Genomic DNA, 15,046 nt, shown 5'->3' with positions numbered 1-15,046 from the left:
CCCGCCCGCGGGCGAAGGGTGCTCACCGCCCGCCGGCGTGCTTCGGCCGGCGCGGGTCGCGCTGCCGGGGAGCGACCGAGCCGGCCCGTACGGCGGCGCTGTCCAGTGCCTCCAGGGTGTCCGCGTCGACGCCGGCCGGCCCCGCCTCCGCTGGGGTGGCGCCGCGCTCGGCTCCGCCGCCACGCTGGCGCAGGGCCGTCACCGCCGTGCCGGCGACCACCGCGAGCAGGACGCCGAGCAGCGCCAACGCGACCGTCGGCAGGCCCGGCGGATGCCACACGGCGAGCAGCACGACGACCCCGGCGGCGCCGAGTGCGGCCACCGCGGCCACCGGCCCCGCGGCCGGCCCGCCGATCCGTCCCATGCCACCAGCATGGCTGACCGGCCGCCGGTGTCAACCCGCGCCTGGGGCGGCCGGCCGTCCGCGGGGCGAAAGGCGTCGATGACGAGAAGATCGTTACATCTGCCCGGTTGAAAGTCTGAAAGAAGACGTTTCGTCGGGCCCATGCCATCGGTGGTCCTCCCTACAGTGACAGAGGCCGGGTCCGCCCCGGCAACCCTGTCGTCCACCGGAAGGCGTCCACATGCCACGTACACCCCGGTCCCTCGCCGCAGCGGGTCTCGCCGGCCTCGTCCTCGCCGGCTCGGCGGTCTCCCCGGCCGCCGCCGCGCCCGTGACCACCGGTTGGGGCCGCCCGAGCACGGCGGTCCGGACCAGCCCGGCCGAGGCCCGGCGCGTCGACCGCGTCCCCACCCCGAAACTCGACTGGTACGCCTGCTACGGCTACGCCGAGTGCGCCACCACCCGCCTGCCGCTCGACTACGACCAGCCCAGGGGCGCCACCACCGAGATCGCCCTGCTCCGGGTCAAGGCCCGCGACCAGCAGCACCGGATCGGCAGCCTCTTCGTCAACCCGGGCGGCCCGGGTGGCTCCGGCACCGACATCGCGCTCGCCGCCCCCTACTTCCTCGGCGACGACATCCTCGACCGGTTCGACATCGTGGGTGTCGACCCGCGCGGCGTGGCGGCCAGTGAGAACGTCAAGTGCTTCCCCTCGGTCAAGGACCAGACCCGGGCGTACGCCGGGCTGAACGTGGCCTTCCCGTGGACGAAGAGCGAGGAGAAGGCCTACCTGGCCTCGTCGAAGGCGGTCGGGGCCGGCTGCTCCAGCACCGGCCGGCCGCTGACCGGGGCGGCCTCCACCGCCGAGGTGGCCCGCGACATGGAGGTGCTGCGCCGCGCGGTCGGCGACAGGAAGCTGACCTACGCCGGTTTCAGCTACGGCACCGCGCTCGGCCAGTACTACGCCAACATGTTCCCGGACCGGGTCCGGGCCATCGTGATCGACGGGGTGCTCAACCCGAACGCCTGGGTCGGCCAGGGCGCGGCCCGCGACCAGCTCCAGGAGACCCGACTGCGCAGCGCCGACGGGGCGTACAAGGCGCTGCACGAGATCCTGGTCCGCTGCGCCAAGGTCGGCAAGGCGACCTGCCCGCTGGCCGCCGGCGACCCGGTGGCCGCGTACGAGTCGGTGGCCAAGCGACTGCGCAAGGGCCCGCTGGTGGTCGACGACCCCGACCAGGGCAGCTTCTCCGTCAGCTACGCGGACTTCGTCGGCGCCAGCCTCAGCGCGCTCTACGACCCCGCTGGTTGGCAGACCATCGTCGGCCTGACCGAGGAGCTCCTGGCGTTGATCGATCCGGCGCCGGTCGCGCCGGCCCGGCTCGCCGCGGCCCGCAAGGCCGTCGCGGAGCGCGCCGCCAAGGCCCGCCAGCAGCGTCGGTACGACTTCCCGTACGACAACAGCCTGGAGACCTTCCTGACCGTGGACTGCACAGACGCGTACCACCCGCGCAAGCTCGCGGACCTGCCAGCGCTGACCGCCCAGGAGGACAAGCGGGCACCGTACTTCGGGCGGGCCTGGGCCTGGGGCACCGCGCCCTGCGCCCGGGACAGCTGGACGGTGCGCGACGAGGACGCCTACACCGGCCCGTTCAACCGCCGCACCGCCAACCCGGTGCTGGTGGTCGGCAACTACTGGGACCCGGCCACGAACTACCAGGGCGCGGTGAGCTCGGCGGCGCTGCTGCCGAACAGCCGGCTGCTCAGCAGCGACAGTTGGGGCCACACCGCGTACGGCACGTCGGCCTGCGTCACCGGCGCGGTCGACGCGTACCTGCTGAAGGGGAAGCTGCCCGCCAAGGGCACGGTCTGCACCGGTGACATCCAGCCCTTCGTCAAGGTGCCGGAGGAGCCGGACGCGACCGAGCGGGTGGCCGCGTCGAAGAGCGCGCTGGCCGCCGCCGGGCGGCCGGCCCGGGGCGAGCCCAAGCGGCTCCCGCCGGTCGTCGCGCCGCTGCCCGCGATGGGCTCGCTGACCGTCCGCTGACGACCCCGGGGGGTACGGCGGGCACTCGCTCGCCGTACCCCCGCGCCGACTCCCGTACGCCGAGTTCGCGCCGGGTGACGCGGAGTGCTCCCGCTCCTCGTCGATGGCCCCGCCGCTCGGCGTGCGGCTGCCGCGATGTGCCCCGCCCTGGTGGTTTTGTCCCAGCGCGGCACTCACCCGCGGTGATCAGCTGGTCGCGGCCGGATCACTGTTAAGCGGGCGGGGAAGCTCCGCTCTCGGCTTCCGGTGATTCGTGTATTCACCCGGCCCCATTTTCGGCTGATGCTGGTCGCACCACTCGTTTTCGTCGACCGGTGGTCGTCGCAGATCGAGGCGTAGTCGCCGCAATTTCCCTTAATCGTAAGGAGGAGTCGTCATGCCCAGTTCTGCTCCTGGCACGCACGCCCGAGAGCGTCCGAAGCGATGGCGGCGTTCGATGATCGCGTTCGCGCTGGCAGCTGCCGGGGTGGGCCTTCCGCTCGCCGTCTCTCCCTTCGCGCACGCCGATGACGTGGTCGTGGAGGCCGCCGAGGTCACCGTTCCGCCCGGCGGCACGAACTGCGAGGCGGCGTTCGTCGTCAAGGACTTCGGTGGCACCGCGGGCAACTTCGGCCTCATCTCCGCCGGGCACTGCGACACCCCCGGCCACGTGCTGCTCTCCTCGAACGCCGACTCGGACTTCGAAGTCGTCGCCACCGGCGTCAACAAATTCATCGAGCCCAAGCTGCCGAACGGCAGCGAGCTGTTCAGCGCCAACTTCTTCCGTGCCGGCGCCGACAACCGGGGTTCGTGGGGCAACGCGGACCGGACCGGCGCGGTCAACCCGACCTCCATCGGTACCGCCGCCCTCGGCCAGCGGGTCTGCCGGTTCGGTGGGGTCACCGGTCACACGTGTGGCACCGTGACCAGCACCAACGCCGCCCCCCGGGGCACCGGGTTCGCTCCCGACACGTTCGGCTATCTGCGCCTGGACATCCCTTGCGCCGCGGGCGACAGCGGGGCGGCGGTGCTGAACGCCGACTTCACCCAGGCCATCGGCATCGTCTCCGGACGCCGCCTGTCCGACGGGGCCTGCTTCGTGTCGCAGCTCTCCCGGGTGGTGCCCAAGGTCAGTGGCCTCGCGCTCTATCAGCCCCCCGGGCCGAACCAGAAATACCACTTCGAGTCGTTCCTCGACGGGAAGTGGTTCCGGATCGGTGTGGAGACCCCGCGGGACAGGTGTGCAGCGGTCCTCGACGCTTCGGCGAAGAACGGCATCGATTCCCGCTGCGTCCCAGCCTAACTGCCAGCCGCGTTCGGAACACCGAATGCGAAATATGTCTCCGGCGTCCGAGCCGGGGGTGGCATGTCGAGAACAGGGAGGAAAGACATGCGCGCAACTAACAAGAGGCGGCGTCTGCTGACCGCCGTGATGGCACTGGCCGTCGGGGCGAGTCTGTCCGCCGGCATCGCCCTGTCCGCGAACGCGAGTGCGGAAACCACCAGCGCGGCGGCGGGTGAGCCCGAGATCGATGCGGCGGAGACCACGAGCGTGGTGCCGGACAGCGCGAAGTCGGGTGACCTGCTGAGGGTGCGGGACACGGCGGCGGGCAAGACGAGTTTCTACAAGGTCGTGGAGACTCGCGACCTCGGCAACATCTTCACCGAAACGCTCAAGGGAGCCGCCGGCGGTGCAGCCACCGGTGGGGCGATCGTCAAACTCACCGGCGACGACGGCGGTGCCTCCCTGCTGAAGGTCTCCGCGAGCGTCGCGGGCGGCATCTTCGGCGCGATCGGCGGCCTGGCCACCGGCGGCTACGACGTCATCTTCAACCCGACCAAGGACGTGGTCCTCGTCAAGGGCGCCGACTTCGTGGACACGGCGGTGAATGCCGGAAACGTCTTCCAGCTCCAGGGTTCCTACAACCCTGGTCTCGGCATCGTCATCCCGTTCGACTCGAGCTTCCAGCCGTAGTCGGCAAGGATCCGTAGGGGATGCGGGGCTCCAGCTTCGGCGGGGCCCCGCATTCTTCTCCGCTTCTGGGCCCCTTGAAGCTCCGCTCAGAGTTCCCGCCGGGGGCGGGTCACCGCACGATGCCGGGATAGGCGAGCGGGTGGGCTTCGATGTGCGCCCAGTGCGCGGGATTCCATTCCCGCGTCTTCTCGGCGTACCGATGGCGCACCACGGCGACCACCTCCGCGGCGAGCCGCGCCACCTCGGGGTCGTGCCGCCAGGTCAGCGCGTACCGGCTGGTCGGCGCGGGTCGCACGGTTCGCCTGACGACGCCGGGATGCGGCGGCGATGACGGGGGGGACAGGTCGATGGCCCGGGTGTCGCCGATGACCGCCATGATGTCTGAGTACGCGTCGAGCTCGTGGGTGAACCGTGGGCGGAAGTCACCGAGGTCGAGGCAGATCGCGGTGGTCAGATCCTGGTCCTCGGGTGCCGGGGGAGCCACCCAGTCGCACGCCGCCAGCTCGTCGAAGGCGATCCACTCCCGGTCGGCCAGTGGATGCCGCTCGCTCAGGGACACCATGACGTCGTCCCGGGCGATGTCCACGCTCGGCAGCCCGGTCAGCTCGAACGCGGGTGCGACCTTCGGGGTGTACCACGAGCTCCACAGGTAGAACTCGAGATTCTCCCGACGGAGTTCCGCGAAGCCGGACGAGGTGATGGAGTAGTGCCGTGGCTCCCACACCCGGTCCGGGGCTATCGCCCGCAGCCGTGACCACAACGGATTGCGGTGGCCCGCGCGCAGGAAGCCGACCCGGACGAGCCGCTCACCGAGAGCGTCCTCCTCGGGGCGAACCGCGAGCTCGGCCAGGGTCGTACGCCAGGTGTCCTCGACCGTCATGGCCGCCGCCAGAATCGCGCGCCCGCTGTCGGTGAGGGTGACCCTGGTCGTGGTGCGGTCGAGCAGCTGGCTGCCGACGACCTGCTCGAGGCGCCGGACGCGTTGGGACACCGCGGAGACGGACATCCGCAACCGGTGCGCAGCCCGGGTGAAGGAGAGCTCCTCAGCGGTCACCCGGAAAACCATCAGGTCGTCCCAATTCACCCCGGACCTCCTGGCCACCGTCGAGCACGAGTGCCTCGTGACGGAATACGGCTGGCCGCCTGGAGTAGTTCACGGCGAAGCCCGACCGAGTGTGAACGGGCCATTACGTTGCAGGATCAGGCGCCTGCGCGCCCGGCTCAGTACGACTTGTCCTGACCGAGGACGTGCTGGGCGACGAAGTTGAGGATCATCTCCCGGCTGACCGGGGCGATCCGGCCGGCCCGGACGGCGCCGAGCAGGGTGGCCACCCCGTACTCGGTGGTCATGCCGGCCCCGCCGAGTGCCTGCACGGCGGTGTCCACGGCCAGCGCGGCGGCCTCGCCGGAGGCGTACTTGGCCATGTTGCCGGCTACTCCGGCCTCCAGGTCGCGGCCGGCGTCGTACAGGGTGGCCGCCTTCTGGATCATCAACCGGGCCAGCTCCACCTGGACCGCGGCGTGCGCGAGCGGATGGGCGACGCCCTGGTGCGAGCCGATCGACCGGCCACCCCAGACCTTGCGGGTGGCGGTGTACTCCGACGCGCGCTCGATGGCGTACCGGCCGGTGCCGGCGCCCATCGCGGCGACCGTGATCCGTTCCGGGTTGAGGCCGGAGAAGAGCGCCGGCAGGCCGGCGTCCAGCGACTCACCGACCAGCGCGTCGGCGGGCAGCCGGACGTCGTCCAGGTAGAGCAGGAACTGGTTCTCCGGGGAGAGGATCTCCATGTCCAGCCTGGAGCGGGTCAGCCCGGGCGCGTCGGTGGGCACGAGGAACAGCGCCGGCTTGAGCTTCTGACGAGCCGCGTCCGCTGAGCCGGCGAGGCCGTCTCCGACGGCGACGCGGGCCACCACCAGCACGTGGCCGGCCTCGTCGACGCCGGAGATGTAGCACTTGCGGCCGGACAGCAGCCAGTCGTCGCCGTCCCGGCGGGCCACCGTGCCGAGCCGGTGGAAGTTCGAGCCGGCCTCCGGCTCGGTGATCGCGAAGACGATCTTCTGGCTGCCGTCGGCGAGGCCGGGCAGGTGCCGCTTGCGCTGGTCCTCGGTGCCGTGCCTGGCGATCACGGTGGCGGCGATCGCCGGGGAGACCACCAGCAGCAGCAGCGGGCAGCCGGCCGCGGCCAGCTCCTCGCAGACGATGGCCAGCTCGGTGATGCCGCCGCCCCCGCCGCCGTACTCGGTGGGGATGTTCACTCCCAGGTAGCCGAGCCGGCCGGCCTCGCTCCACAGCTCGGTGGTGTGCCCGCCGGACTTCGCCCTCTCCACGAAGTAGGAGTGGCCGTACCGCCGGCCCAGCGCGCGGACGGCGTCGCGGAGCTGGTCCTGCTCGGGGGTGAGGTCGAAGGTCATCGGGGGTCCTCCTCGGGGTTCGCCGGCCGCGGGTCCTCGCCCGCGGGGCCGGCGGCGTCGACGACGGCCAGCACGGCGCCGGTGTCGACCTGACCGCCGGCGGGCACCGGCAGCTCGGTCACCACGCCGTCGGTCGGGGCGAGCACGGGGTGTTCGAGCTTCATCGCTTCCAGGGTCAGTAGCAGGTCACCGGCGGCGACCCGCTGGCCGACCTCGACGTGCACCCGGGTCACCGCACCGGGCAGCGGCGCGAGCAGCGACCCGGCGGCCAGCGCCGCGGTGGGCAGCGGGAACCGCGGTAGCTCGGTGAGGCTCGCCGCTCCGCCCGGGCCGTCCACGAAGACCGCCGACCCCACCCGGTGTACGCCGAACGCGCGTCGCACGCCGTCGACGTCGAGCACCACCCGGTCCGGCGCGGCCTCGACGAGCGTCACGGCCGGGGCGGCGGCGGTGTCGTCCGGGGTGACCTCCGCCCCGGCGTCCGCCGCCGCTCCGCCCGGCCCGGCAGCGGTCGCCCACTCGGCGAGCGCGCCCGTCCGGTCCAGCCGGTACCGCACCTCGATCTCGACGTTCGACCCGGCGAAGCGGGTGACCTGCGGGAACGCCGGTACGTTCCGCCAGCCCGAGGGCACACCGGGCAGCACCGGGGCGGCGGCCCGACGCGCGGCGGCGCCCGCCAGCGCGGCCGCCAGGGCGGCCAGGGGCACCTGCTCGGCCGGCAGCAGCGGGGCGAAGACCTCGTCGTGCCGCTCCAGGAAGCCGGTGTCGATCTCCACGGCGGCGAACTCCGGGCTGCGCAGCACCCGGACCAGCAGGTCGCGGTTGGTCGCCACGCCGTGCAGCTCGGCCCGGGCCAGCGCGCCGGCCAGCGCGCGGGCGGCCTCGGCCCGGGTGGGCGCCCAGGCGATCACCTTGGCCAGCATCGAGTCGTAGTGCACGCTCACCGTCGAGCCGTCCCGCACGCCGGAGTCCAGCCGCAGGCCCCTCGTCGGCGCGAACCCACCGGCCACGCCGGGCAGCGCGAAGCGGTGCAGGGTGCCGGTCGCCGGGCGGAAGCCCTGGGCCGGGTCCTCCGCGCAGAGGCGTACCTCGATGGCATGGCCGTCGACCGGCGGGGTGGCCGCCAGCGGCAGCGGCTCACCCTCGGCGGCCAGCAGTTGTAGCCGGACCAGGTCCAGCCCGGTGACCGCCTCGGTGACCGGGTGCTCCACCTGGAGGCGGGTGTTCATCTCCAGGAAGAAGAACTCCCCGTCCGGGGCGAGCAGGAACTCGACCGTGCCGGCGCCCACGTAGTCGACCGCCCGGCCGGCGGCCACCGCCGCCGCGTGCAGCCGCTCCCGCAGGCCCGGGTCGAGCACCGCCGGGGCCTCCTCGACGATCTTCTGGTGCCGGCGCTGGATCGAGCAGTCCCGCTCACCGAGAGCCAGCACCGTGCCGCGGCTGTCACCGAAGATCTGCACCTCGACGTGCCGGCCACGCTCGACGTACCGCTCGATGAAGACCGTGCCGTCGCCGAACGCGGCGGCCGCCTCGCGGCGCGCGCCGGCCACGGCCTCGGCCAGCCCGGCGGCGTCGCGGACCACCCGCATGCCCCGGCCGCCGCCACCGGCGGACGCCTTGACCAGCACCGGGTAGTCGGTGACCTGGTCGGCGTCGGTCCAGGTGGGCAGCATCGGCACGCCGGCGTCGGCCAGCAGCGCCTTGGCCGCCATCTTGTCGCCCATCGCGCCGATCGCCTTCGCGGACGGCCCCACCCAGGTCAGGCCGGCGTCGGTCACCGCCGCCGCGAACCCGGCGTTTTCGGCGAGGAAGCCGTAACCCGGGTGGACCGCGTCCGCACCGGCCCGACGGGCCGCGCCCAGGACGAGGTCGATCCGCAGGTACGTCTCGGCCGGGCTGTTCCCGGGCAGCCGGACGGCCTGGTCGGCCTCGGCGACGAAGGGCGCGTCGGCGTCCGCGTCGGAGTGCACCGCGACGGTCGACACGCCGAGCGCCCGGCAGGTGGCGAAGACCCGCCGCGCGATCTCCCCCCGGTTGGCGACCAGAAGCCTCGTGATCAACGCTGAACCTGCCTTTCGTTCGCGACTGCGGGACTCCGCTTCGCTGCGTTCCTCGCGCTCACGGGTTCCTGCCTTTCGTTCGCGACTGCGGGACTCCGCTTCGCTGCGTTCCTCGCGCTCACAGGTCACATCCGGAAGACGCCGAAGCCGTCGGCGCCCCTGACCGGTCCGTTGTGGATCGCCGACAGGCAGAGCCCGAGGACGGTACGGGTGTCCCGGGGGTCGATCACCCCGTCGTCGTAGAGGCGGCCGGAGAGGAACAGCGCCCCGGACTGCGACTCGATCTGCTGCTCGACCATCATCCGCATGGCCGCGTCGGAGTCCTCGTCGTACTCGCGGCCGTGGGCGGCGGCGGCCTGCCGGGCCACGATGGACAGCACCCCGGCGAGCTGTGCCGGCCCCATCACCGCCGACTTGGCGTTCGGCCAGGTGAACAGGAACCTCGGCTCGTACGCCCGGCCGCACATGCCGTAGTTGCCGGCGCCGTACGAGGCGCCCAGGTTCACCGTCAGGTGCGGGACGGTCGAGTTCGCCACGGCGTTGATCATGAAGGCACCGTGCTTGATGATGCCGCGCTGCTCGTACTCGGTGCCGACCATGTAGCCGGTGGTGTTCTGCAGGAAGATCAGCGGGGTGTCGGCGGCGTTGGCGAGCTGGATGAACTGGGCCGCCTTCTGCGCCTCCGCGCTGAACAGCACGCCCCGGGCGTTGGCCAGCACACCGACCGGATAGCCGTGCAGCTCGCCCCAGCCGGTGACCAACGCGGTGCCGTACGCCGGCTTGAACTCGTCGAACTCGCTGCCGTCCAGCACCCGGGCCAGCACCTCGCGCGGGTCGAACGGCACCTTGAGGTCGGCGCTGACGACGTCCAGCAGCTCGTCGGGGTCGTACTTGGGCGGTTGCGGGAAGGCGGTCCGGCGCGGCGGGCCCTGCTTGCGCCAGTTGAGCCGGCGTACGCACTGCCGGGCCAGCCGGATGCCGTCCCGCTCGTCCTCGGCGAGGAAGTCCGCCAGGCCGGACGTGCTGGCGTGCATGGCCGCGCCGCCCAGCGACTCGTCGTCGGTGACCTCGCCGGTGGCCATCTTCACCAGCGGCGGGCCGGCCAGGTACACCTGCGACCGGTCCCGGATCATGATCGTGTAGTCGGACATCCCCGGCACGTACGCGCCGCCCGCCGTGGCGTTGCCGAAGACCACGCTGACCGTGGGGATCTTCGCCGCGGAGAGCCGGGTCAGGTCGCGGAACACCCGGCCGCCCGGAATGAAGATCTCCGCCTGGCTGGGCAGGTCCGCCCCGGCCGACTCGACCAGGTTGACCATCGGCAGCCGGTTGGCCAGCGCGATCTCGCCGGCCCGCCGGGTCTTCGCCAGCGACCAGGGGTTGACCGCTCCGCCGCGTACCGTCGGGTCGTTGGCGACGACCAGGCACTCCACGCCCTCGACCACGCCGATCCCGGTGACCACCCCGGCGCCGATCGGGAAGTCGGTGCCGTAGCCGGCGGCCGAGGACAGCTCCAGGAACGGGGCGTCCCGGTCGAGCAGCAGCTCGATCCGCTCCCGAGGGAGCAGCTTGCCGCGCTTGTGGTGCCGGGTCACGTACTTCTCGCCGCCGCCCGCGCGGGCCTGGTCGAGGGCGGCCTCCAGCTCGGCGAGGCGTTCCCGCAGCGCCGCCCGGTTGGCCACCGCGGCCGGTGCGGACGGGTCGAGCGCCGTCTCCAGCGTCGTCATAAACCCATGCCCTTCGCGATGATCTCGGTCATGATCTCGGTGGTGCCGCCGCCGATGCCGAGGATCCGGGCGTCGCGGTAGTGCCGCTCGACCTCGGCGTCGCGCAGGTAGCCGAAGCCGCCGTGCAGTTGCAGCGCGGCGTCCACCACGAAGTCGCAGGCGGCCACCGCCACGTTCTTGGCCATCGCCACCTCGGTCACCACGGGCTCGCCGGCGGCCACCCGGGCGGCCACCTCGTGCACGTACGACCGGGCCGCCTCGGTGCGGGTGTGCATCTCGGCCAGCCGGTGCCGGACCAACTGCCGGGTGACCAGCGGACGGCCGAAGGTGGACCGGTCCCGGCACCAGCGGGTGGTCAGCTCCACGCAGCGCTGCGCGGTCGCGTACGCGCTGGTGGCCAGGGTGAGCCGCTCGGCCGCGAAGTGCTGCATGATCGCAAGGAAACCGGTGCCCTCCTCGCCGATCCGGTTCGCCACCGGCACCCGTACGTCGACGAAGGACAGCTCGGCGGTGTCGGAGCAGTGCCAGCCGAGCTTCTCCAGCCGGCGGTCCACCGTGACGCCGGGCGCGGTCTTGTCGATCACCAGCAGGGTCAGCTCGCCGCTGCCCGGGAAGTCGGTGCAGACCGCGGTGGTCACGAAGTCCGCCCGGACCCCGCTGGTGATGTATGACTTCATGCCGTTGACCAGGTAATGGTCGCCGTCGCGGCGGGCGGTGGTGCGGATCCCGGCCACGTCGGAGCCGCCGTCCGGTTCGGTGATCGCCAACGCGCCGATCATCGTCCCGGCCAGCGTCGGCCGGACGTACCGGTCGACCAGTTCATCGGCGGTCGGCACGGCGGCGAGCCGGCCGGAGCCACCCAGCCGGGCGCCGGCCGCGGCGACCATGTGCGGCAGCGCGATGCCGTGCGTGAACAGCGCCGCGACCAGGCCGGACGAGCCACCGGACCGGATGATCTCCTCGGTGACGATGATCGAGTCGAGCAGGTCGCCGCCGCTGCCGCCGACCGACTCGGGGAAGCCGACCCCGAGCAGCCCGATCTTCGCGGCGTCGGCGTGCAGCTCGCGGGGCACCTCGCCGGCCCGTTCCCAGTCGTCGAGGTGCGGCAGCACCTCCCTGGTGACGAACGCCCGGGTCAGCTCGCGCAGCTGCCGCCGTTCCGGCGTGTCCACGATGGTCATCCGGTCACCTCCGGCGCCGGGCCGGCGGTCAGCTCCGCCGGCAGGTCGACCAGCCGGGCGCGCAGCAGCTCGCCGAGCGCCTTCGCCTGCGGGTCGAACCGGGTGGACGCGGCCACTCCCTGACCGAGCAGCCCGTGGATCACGAAGTTCACCGCGCGCAGCCGCGGCAGCTCGTACCGCTCGACGGTCAGCGGCGCGGTCTCCGGCAGCAGCTCGGCCAGGCGCCCGACCGTGAGCCAGCCGCGCAGCCAGGCCCAGGTCGCGTCGGTGCGCGCCCACACCCCGAGGTTCGCGTCCCCGCCCTTGTCGCCGGAGCGCGCGCCGACCAGCTCACCGAGCGGCCCGCGCCGGGTCCGACCGCCGCCCTCCGCTTCGTCCGGCTCGGCGTCGCCCGCGCCGGCCGGGTCTCCGGCATGATCGGCCACGTCGGTCGCGGCTGTGGCGTCGGCGTCGGAGCTGCTCGGGGCCCTGGCATCGTCGGCCGCGCCGGTCGGGGCCGGGGCGGCGTCGGCTGCCGTCGTGCGGGGAGGCGGCGGGATCGGCACCCGCTCGCCGTCGGGCAGCACCGCGACGTGCGGCACCGCGCCCTGCGGCACCGCGTCGGCGGTGAAGACGCCGTACGGGGTGGCGTCGCCGGGCAGCGTGGTCAGCGTGCACCCCGGGTACGAGGCCAGCGCCAGCTCCACCGCGGCGGCCGAGAAGGCCCGCCCGGCCCGCGCCCGGTCGCCGTCGCGCAGGTGTACGTGCAGCAGCGCGCTCGCCGCCTCGGTGTCGGTCGCGTCGGGATGGTCGGTGCGGGCCAGCGTGAATTCCAGCCCCTCCTTCCCGACCGCCGCCTCGATCTGCCCCCGCACCAGCGCGGCCTTGGCCGGGATGTCCAACCCGCAGAGGACGAACGTCATCGCGTTGCGGAAGCCACCCAGGTTGTTGACGCCCACCTTCAGCGTGTCGGGCGGCGGGGCGCCCCGGACGCCGGAGACCCGGACCCGGTTCGGCCCGTCCTGGCGCAACTCGACGGTGTCCAGTCGGCTCGTCACGTCCGGCCCGAGGTAGGCCGGGCCGCCCACCTCGTACAGCAGCTGGGCGGTGACCGTCTCGACGGTGACCGCGCCGCCGGTGCCGGGGTGCTTGGTGATGGTCGAGGAGCCGTCCTCAAGCAGCTCGGCGATCGGGAAGCCGGGCCGGTGGCCGCCGTCGGGCAGCTCGGTGAAGAAGCTGAAGTTGCCGCCGGTGACCTGCGCGCCGCACTCGATCAGGTGCCCGGCCACGGTCGCCCCGGCCAGCGCGTCGAGGTCGTCGCGGCCCCAGCCGAAGTGGGCGATGGCCGGCCCGACCGTCAGGGAGGCGTCGGTGACCCGGCCGGTGACCACCACGTCCGCGCCGGCCTGGAGGCACCGGGCGATGCCGAACGCCCCCAGGTAGGCGTTCGCGGTCAGCGCGTCCGGTCGCTGGAGGGCGTCGCCCTCGACGTACCCGACCCGGACGGAGAGGCCGAGCCGGTCGGCGAGCGCGCGGATCGCGGCGGCCAGCCCGGCCGGGTTCAGCCCGCCGGCGTTGGTGACCAGCCGGACCCGCCGGTCCAGCGCGGTGCCCAGGGTGCCTTCGAGCTGGCGGAGGAAGGTCTTCGCGTAGCCCAGGTCGGGGTCGCGCATCCGGTCCCGGCCGAGGATCAGCATGGTCAGCTCGGCCAGGTAGTCGCCGGTGAGCACGTCCAACTCGCCACCGTCGAGCATCTCCCGCCAGGCGCTCGCCCGGTCGCCGTAGAAGCCGGACGCGTTGCCGACCCGCAGCACCCCGCTCATCCGCGTACCTCCGGCGTGCCGGGCTCGCGGTCCGGGCCGGGCGGGCCGGCGAACGCCTGGGCGACGTCCAGCCACTCGTCGGCCACCGGGCCGGTGGCGACCAGAGCGAGGTCGTCGCGATGCCGGCGCCGGGTGACCAGCAGGCAGAAGTCCAGCGCCGGCCCGGTGACCCGGTCGGTGGCCTCCGCCGGCCCGAACGTCCAGCCGGACCCGTCCTCGCCCGCGGGCGCGGTCAGCTCCAACCGCACCGGCGCCGCCGGCACCGCCCGGCCGTGGGCGGCGAAGCCGTGCCCGAGGGTACGGAAGCCGAGGTGCGCGACGTGCCGCAGCCGCTCGGTCGGGGCGCGCCGGACGCCGAGCGCGTCGGCGACGTCCTCGCCGTGCGCCCAGGTCTCCATGATCCGGGCCGTGGCCATCGAGGCGGGTGACATCCGGGTGCCGTACCAGGGCAGCTTCTCCCCGGGTGGGACGGCGGCGAGCGCGGCCGCGAGGGTCGCCCGACCGCTGCGCCAGCGGGCCAGCAGCTCGGCCGGCGGGGCGAGGAACTCCTGCGCGCCGTCGTCGGCCAGCCGGGTGGGATCCGGGGCGGCGAGGACTGAGGCGTAGAACGCGTCGGCATCGGTCGCGGCGAGTGAGGAGACGTGGTCGGTCCAGGCCAGGTGGGCGATCTGGTGGCCGACCGTCCAACCGGGGGCCGGGGTGGGTCGGGCCCAGTCCTCGGCCGGGAGCGCGGCGACGAGGGCGTCGAGCTGCTCGGACTCGGCGGTGAGGTCCGCGAGCAGGGCTGTCAGGTCGACCATGGTGCCTCCGGGCGGGTGGGCCGGTCAGGTGGCGGCGTCCGGGGCCGGGCGTGGCGGGCCCGGTTCCGGGGTGAGCAGGGTGGCCAGCTGGCGCTTCCAGGTGTGCAGCAGGGCGGCCCGGCGGGCCGAGTCGTCGCTGAGCAGGTTGGCCACGCCGAGCCCGCGGAGCAGGTCGAGGGTCGCCTGGACGGCCTCCCGGACGCCTGGCCGGCGCTCGTCCACACCGAGCAGCCCGACGGTGAGCCGGTGCATCTCCCGGCCGACCCGGGCCTCCAGCGGCACCAGGGCGTCGCGCAGCTCGGGATCGGTGCGGGCGGCCACCCAGAGCTCCAGCGCCGCGACGAAGAGCGGACCGGTGAAGGCCGCGCCGAGCAGGTCGACCACCCGGTCGAGCCGCTGCGGGCCGGCGGGCAGCGCCTCGGCCTCGGTGCGCAGCTCCTCGGCCCGCCGCTCGGCGAGGTGCGCGACGGCGGCGGTGACCAGCGCGGCCCTGGTCGGGTAGTGGTGCAGCTGGGCGCCGCGCGAGACGCCGGCCCGGGCGGCCACCACGGTCGTGGTGGTGCCGGACCAGCCGTGCTCGACCAGGCAGTCGACGGTCGCCTCCAGCAGCCGGGCTCGGGTGGCGCGGCTGCGCTCCTGCTGAGGGACGCGGGTCGATGCGATCGGCACGGGGACAGCCTGCCGCCGCCGAAACAAACAGTCAAGACTGACTTTTTCTGC

Annotated in this window: 12 protein-coding genes; 3 read left to right on the top strand and 9 right to left on the bottom strand. The window is 73.5% G+C overall.

Translation table 11 applies throughout. From position 1 onward, the window contains the following. Positions 1-22: 22 nt before the first annotated feature. Entirely contained in the window at positions 23-364 is a 342-nt protein-coding gene (locus ACFY3U_RS15955; RefSeq protein WP_387201332.1) for a hypothetical protein, read from the bottom strand. Positions 365-584: 220 nt separating this feature from the next. On the opposite strand from ACFY3U_RS15955, the gene ACFY3U_RS15950 reads away from it, so the two are divergent. From ACFY3U_RS15950 to ACFY3U_RS15940, 3 genes are all read left to right on the top strand, one after another. Continuing rightward, a complete protein-coding gene (locus tag ACFY3U_RS15950; protein WP_387201329.1) occupies positions 585-2,390 on the top strand; it encodes an alpha/beta hydrolase in 1,806 nt (601 codons plus the stop codon). 436 nt (positions 2,391-2,826) lie between these two features. Continuing rightward, entirely contained in the window at positions 2,827-3,672 is an 846-nt protein-coding gene (locus ACFY3U_RS15945) for a hypothetical protein (RefSeq protein WP_387201326.1), read from the top strand. An 87-nt stretch (positions 3,673-3,759) separates the two neighbouring features. Beyond that, the gene (locus ACFY3U_RS15940; protein WP_387201324.1) at positions 3,760-4,344 is read left to right on the top strand and encodes a hypothetical protein; all 585 of its coding nucleotides are present in this window, start codon (positions 3,760-3,762) and stop codon (positions 4,342-4,344) included. Between the two features lie 109 nt (positions 4,345-4,453). Here ACFY3U_RS15940 and ACFY3U_RS15935 read toward each other — a convergent pair whose 3' ends face one another. The 8 genes from ACFY3U_RS15935 to ACFY3U_RS15900 form a co-directional block, all read right to left on the bottom strand. Next, on the bottom strand, positions 4,454-5,410 hold the full coding sequence (locus ACFY3U_RS15935) for a LysR family transcriptional regulator (RefSeq protein ID WP_387201321.1): 957 nt from the start codon (positions 5,408-5,410) through the stop codon (positions 4,454-4,456). 155 nt (positions 5,411-5,565) lie between these two features. Further along, entirely contained in the window at positions 5,566-6,756 is a 1,191-nt protein-coding gene (locus tag ACFY3U_RS15930) for an acyl-CoA dehydrogenase family protein (RefSeq protein WP_387201318.1), read from the bottom strand. Next, positions 6,753-8,816 carry a biotin carboxylase N-terminal domain-containing protein gene (locus ACFY3U_RS15925; RefSeq protein WP_387201315.1) on the bottom strand — a complete coding sequence of 688 codons (2,064 nt, stop codon included), beginning with the start codon at positions 8,814-8,816 and terminating at the stop codon, positions 6,753-6,755. Before ACFY3U_RS15925 ends, ACFY3U_RS15930 begins: the two co-directional genes overlap by 4 nt. Before the next feature lie 125 nt (positions 8,817-8,941). Beyond that, positions 8,942-10,543: an acyl-CoA carboxylase subunit beta gene (locus tag ACFY3U_RS15920; RefSeq protein WP_387201312.1), complete on the bottom strand. Its 1,602-nt coding sequence runs from the start codon at positions 10,541-10,543 to the stop codon at positions 8,942-8,944. After that, a complete protein-coding gene (locus ACFY3U_RS15915; RefSeq protein WP_387201308.1) occupies positions 10,540-11,724 on the bottom strand; it encodes an acyl-CoA dehydrogenase family protein in 1,185 nt (394 codons plus the stop codon). Before ACFY3U_RS15915 ends, ACFY3U_RS15920 begins: the two co-directional genes overlap by 4 nt. Beyond that, positions 11,721-13,526 (bottom strand): acyclic terpene utilization AtuA family protein, encoded by a 1,806-nt coding sequence (locus ACFY3U_RS15910; RefSeq protein WP_387201305.1) that lies wholly within the window; start codon positions 13,524-13,526, stop codon positions 11,721-11,723. The genes ACFY3U_RS15915 and ACFY3U_RS15910 overlap by 4 nt, the downstream gene beginning before the upstream one ends. Beyond that, entirely contained in the window at positions 13,523-14,326 is an 804-nt protein-coding gene (locus ACFY3U_RS15905; RefSeq protein ID WP_387201302.1) for a TIGR03084 family metal-binding protein, read from the bottom strand. Before ACFY3U_RS15905 ends, ACFY3U_RS15910 begins: the two co-directional genes overlap by 4 nt. 24 nt (positions 14,327-14,350) lie before the next feature. Next, positions 14,351-14,995 (bottom strand): TetR/AcrR family transcriptional regulator, encoded by a 645-nt coding sequence (locus tag ACFY3U_RS15900; RefSeq protein WP_387201299.1) that lies wholly within the window; start codon positions 14,993-14,995, stop codon positions 14,351-14,353. Positions 14,996-15,046: the final 51 nt, after the last annotated feature.

It is taken from the genome of Micromonospora sp. NPDC000089 (assembly GCF_042899365.1).
GTDB lineage: Bacteria > Actinomycetota > Actinomycetes > Mycobacteriales > Micromonosporaceae > Micromonospora.
The sequence above is the reverse complement of the archived record's forward strand: the minus strand, read 5'-3'. Positions and strand labels throughout refer to the sequence as shown.